Genomic DNA, 4,175 nt, shown 5'->3' on the forward strand with positions numbered 1-4,175 from the left:
GTTCTCCTCCCTGGACGACGCCCGCGGGTCGGTCCGCCGGGAGAACCCGGACCTGGTGGTCCTCACTGGCGCCGTGCACGAGCCGCACGCCCTCCAGCTCGCCGCCCTGGCGCGCGACGCCGAGATCTCCACCCTGGCCCTGCTCGAGCCCACCGACTCCGAGCGGGCCGAACGGGTCGAGCGGCTCGGCGTCACCGAGACCATGATGAAGCCGGTGCCGCCGGACGACGCGGTGGCCACCGGGCGCCGGCTGATCGAGCGCCGCCGGCTGCAGGAGCGCACCGGCATCATCGGCGAGAGCGCCGCCATCCAGGAAGTCATGGTCAAGATCGAGCAGATGGCGCCGGTCTCGAGCACGGTGCTGATCCAGGGCGAGAGCGGCACCGGGAAGGAGCTGGTGGCCAAGGCCGTCCACGATCTCTCGCCCCGGCGGGGCAGGCCGTTCATCGCGGTCAACTGCGCGGCGCTGCCGGAGTCGCTGCTGGAGTCGGAGCTGTTCGGGCACGAGAAGGGCGCCTTCACCGGGGCGGCGGAGCGGCGGCTGGGCCGCTTCGAGCTGGCCGACACCGGGACCATCTTCCTGGACGAGATCGGCGAGATCCCCGCCAGCGTCCAGGTCAAGCTGCTCCGGGTGCTGGAGAGCCGGGCCTTCTTCCGGGTGGGCGGGGTCCAGCCGATCAAGGTCGACGTCCGGGTGCTCGCGGCCACCAACCGGTCGCTGCGGGACGCGGTGTCCCTGGGCGAGTTCCGGGACGACCTCTACTACCGGCTCAACGTCCTCAACATCTATCTCGCGCCGCTTCGGGAGCGCCGGGAGGACATCCCGCTCCTGGTCCGCCGCTTCATCCGGGAGCTGGCCAAGGCGCACGACCGCACCTTCCGCGGGATCGCTCCCGAGGCGATGGAGCGGCTGATCAACGCCCCCTGGCCGGGGAACGTGCGCCAGCTCCGGAACCTGATCGAGTCCATGGTGGTGCTGGCGCCCGGCTCCGAGATCCGGGCCTCGGACATCCCGGCGGACGTCCTGGACGGCCCCGGCACCCTGCTGCCCGTCCGGCTGCAGCAGCCCCAGCTCGGCCGGGACCTGCAGGGCCAGGAGCTGGGCTTCATTCTCCGGAGCCTGGTGGACCTGAAGCTCCAGGTAGAGGAGCTGCGCCGCCGGCTGGACAGCAACCCCCAGCGGGTCCAGGTGATCGAGGTGGGAAACCACGCCACGGTGGCGGATCTGATGCCGGAGGGGGACCACGACGGCGACCAACCGGTGGTCTACCGGTCGGGAATGACCATGGCGGAGGTGGAGAAAGCCGCCATCGAGGCGGCACTCAGAGAGCACCGGGGGAACCGGCGCCGGGCATCGGAGGTGCTGGGAATCGGAGAGCGGACTCTGTACCGAAAAATCAAAGCCTATCATCTGGAATGATTTAGCCAAGCCGCTGCAGCTTTCGTGCTGCGGCTAAGTTCTGCTGTATCATTACTTTGCAGCTATCCTCCTCTTGACAGTTGTCACCCCCACCGTCAAATTGCAAGGGTACCCCCAACCCTGACCGGCCGGGTCATCTGAATTTCGTCATCGACGCGGAACTCTGTGTCGCCTGCTTGGCGTGCGTTCGGGTGTGCCCTACCGACGCTATCGCTGTGGTGGGAGACGAGCCCCTGCTGTTGCAGGTGGTCGACGAGGCCTGCATCCGCTGCGGGCAATGCGTCCCCGCCTGCCCGCACGGCGCCGTCAAGGTAAATGGCGAGATTGGACGGGCTTTGGCCATCGCCTCGGCCGGCGATGGCTTCCTGATCCTGAGCCCGGAATCGGTCGCCCACTTCTATCCGGCCACGCCGGAACAGCTCATCAACGCCTGCTATGCGGTCGGCTTCCGGGCGGTCACCCGGGGCGTGATCGGCGACGAACTGGTTGCGGCGGAATACCTTAAGCTCTGGGAAGAGGAGCCCTGGGGCACCATGATCCGCTCCACCGACCCGGTGGTGGTGGAGACGGTCCGGGGGCAGTACCCCGAGCTGGTGCCGTATCTCGCCCCGGTGGCGGTTCCGGCGGTGGCGGAGGCCCGATACCTGCGAGCGCAGTACGGACCCGGCCTCAAGATCGCCCATGCGGGGATCTGTCCTCCGGCCACCAGTCCTGACCTCGATGCGGGCATCACCTTCGGCGACCTGGAGCAGCTCTTCCGGATCCGGGGGGTCGACATCCTCAGCCAGCCGACCTTCTTCGAGCGGCTGCCCGAGGAGCGCCGGCGGCACCTGAGCGCCGCGGGCGGGCTGCCGCTGGCGCTGCTGGAGGAGTCCAGGTACTCGAGCCGCAGGTTCCGGAAGATCCGCGGCCTGGACGCGCTCAAGGCGCTGGCCCGGGCCGTCTCGGTGGACCGGCTGGACCTGGGCTTCGTGGACATCCTCTCCACCGAGGGGCCGCTGGACCACCCGCTGTCGGGTCCGCGGGAGGAGCTCTGGTGGCGGCGGGAGCTGCTGGCCAGCGTGGAGGCGCCGCGGAGCCGGCAGCCGGTGGTCGACCGCACCGTGGTGGCGAGCGTGGGAGCCACCTTCGCCTTCAAGCCCCGGCGGGTGGCGCCGGACCACGAGGCGGTGGCGGCGGTCCTGCTCCAGATCGGGCTGGGGCCCAACGGCCGGCCGTGGGACTGCGGCGCCTGCGGGCTCCCCACCTGCGAGCGGTTCGCCTCGGCGGTGGTGCTGGGCCGGGCGTCGATGCGCCAGTGCATGCCGTTCCAGGAGCGCCGGGCGGACGACGCCCAGCGGGCGGCGGCGGTGGACACCATGACCGGGCTCTCGACCTATCGGGTGCTGCGGGACCGGCTGGCGTTCGAGGTCGAGCGGGGCAAGCGGAGCTCCGAGGGGTTCGCGGTGCTCTTCCTGGATCTCGACCGGTTCAAGGATGTGAACGACCAGTATGGCCACGAGGCGGGGAACGAGATCCTCAAGGCGGTGGCGGGGGAGATCAGGAACGCGGTGCGCGCCTCGGACGTGGCGTCACGTTACGGGGGCGACGAGTTCGTGGTCATCCTGACCCGGACCGACCTGCAGGGCGCGGCGCGGGTGGCGGAGGCGCTCAGGGCCGGTATCGAAGGGGTGGGGCGGCGGCTGGGGTATCCGGCCGGCCTCATCACCGTGAGCATCGGCCTGGCCGAGTTCGACCCGCGGGGGCCGACCGACGGCGACCTGCTGGTGTCGGCCGACCGGGCGCTCTACCGGGCCAAGGCCGCGGGTCGGAACGCCGTTGCATGAACCATCGCTCTCCTGAAGGGTACGCATCGTGACCGGATTCAGTCCGCTCAAGCCCGCGGCCGCTCCTCCGAGCGGCCAGATCGCGCAAGCCGCCCGTCCCTCGGGGTCGTCCGAGAGCATTCCCGATCCCTGGGGCGTGCGCCGGGCGGAGAACCTGCTCACCAGCCTGGAGGGGATCCTCTCCGCCCGGCTGGTGACCACGCCGCTGGGCGACGTGAGCGAGGTCCACGTGCTGGCCCAGGCGGGGCTCTCGCCCAAGCAGCTGGTGCGGAACATCGAGTCGGCGCTGCTGGCGCAGCTCGGCCTCAAGGTGGACCACCGGAAGATCAGCATCGCGCAGACGGCGGACGTGAAGCCGATCGAGGCACTGGAGCGGGAGACGGTGCGGGAGCGGGTGCTGCAGCGGACGCTGCTGTTCGAGAACCTGTCGGTGGCGCCGGGGCGACGGCAGCACCGGATCCTGGTGTCGGTGACGTTGTCCTACCGGGGGCAGACCGAGACGGCGGAGGAGGAGACCTCGGACACCCCGCGCAGCCGGGTGGAGGCGGCGGCCAAGGCGTCGGTGGGGGTGCTGGACCGGCTCCTGACCGAGTCGTCGATCGCGTTGGAGGGGGCCAAAATCGTGGAGGCGTTCGACCGGCAGTTCGCCTTCGTGGCGGTGCAGGGGCTGGGTGGGCGGGAGACCATTCTGATGACGGGAACGTCGGAGATCAAGGAGAGCGCGGAGCGGGCGGCCGTGTTCGCGGTGCTGGACGCCACCAACCGGTGGACCGAGGCGCGGCGGCCGAACTAGGGGTGGAACTATGCGGTGTGCGTCCTTCGTGGGGGGTGCATCGCTGCCGATTCTTAGATAGGAACGAGGGTGCGGTAGCGGGCATGCCAACCCACTCACGAAAGGACGCAAGGTAAGGGGACCCCGGTCTTCGTTG

At 70.1% G+C, this 4,175-nt stretch carries 3 protein-coding genes; all 3 read left to right on the forward strand.

The genetic code is table 11. The annotated features are described in order from the left end of the window. On the forward strand, nt 1–1,420 hold a 1,420-nt coding region (locus VHR41_20130), incomplete at its 5' end, for a sigma-54 dependent transcriptional regulator (protein HEX3236511.1). Between the two features lie 335 nt (nt 1,421–1,755). After that, nucleotides 1,756–3,246, forward strand: coding sequence for a diguanylate cyclase (locus tag VHR41_20135; GenBank protein HEX3236512.1), 1,491 nt, complete (start codon nt 1,756–1,758; stop codon nt 3,244–3,246). 28 nt (nt 3,247–3,274) lie between these two features. After that, nucleotides 3,275–4,039, forward strand: a complete 765-nt coding sequence (locus tag VHR41_20140; protein ID HEX3236513.1) for a hypothetical protein — start codon at nt 3,275–3,277, stop codon at nt 4,037–4,039. Nucleotides 4,040–4,175: the final 136 nt, after the last annotated feature.

It is taken from the genome of Gemmatimonadales bacterium, from assembly GCA_036265815.1.
In the GTDB taxonomy this organism is placed as follows: domain Bacteria; phylum Gemmatimonadota; class Gemmatimonadetes; order Gemmatimonadales; family GWC2-71-9; genus CAVVWJ01.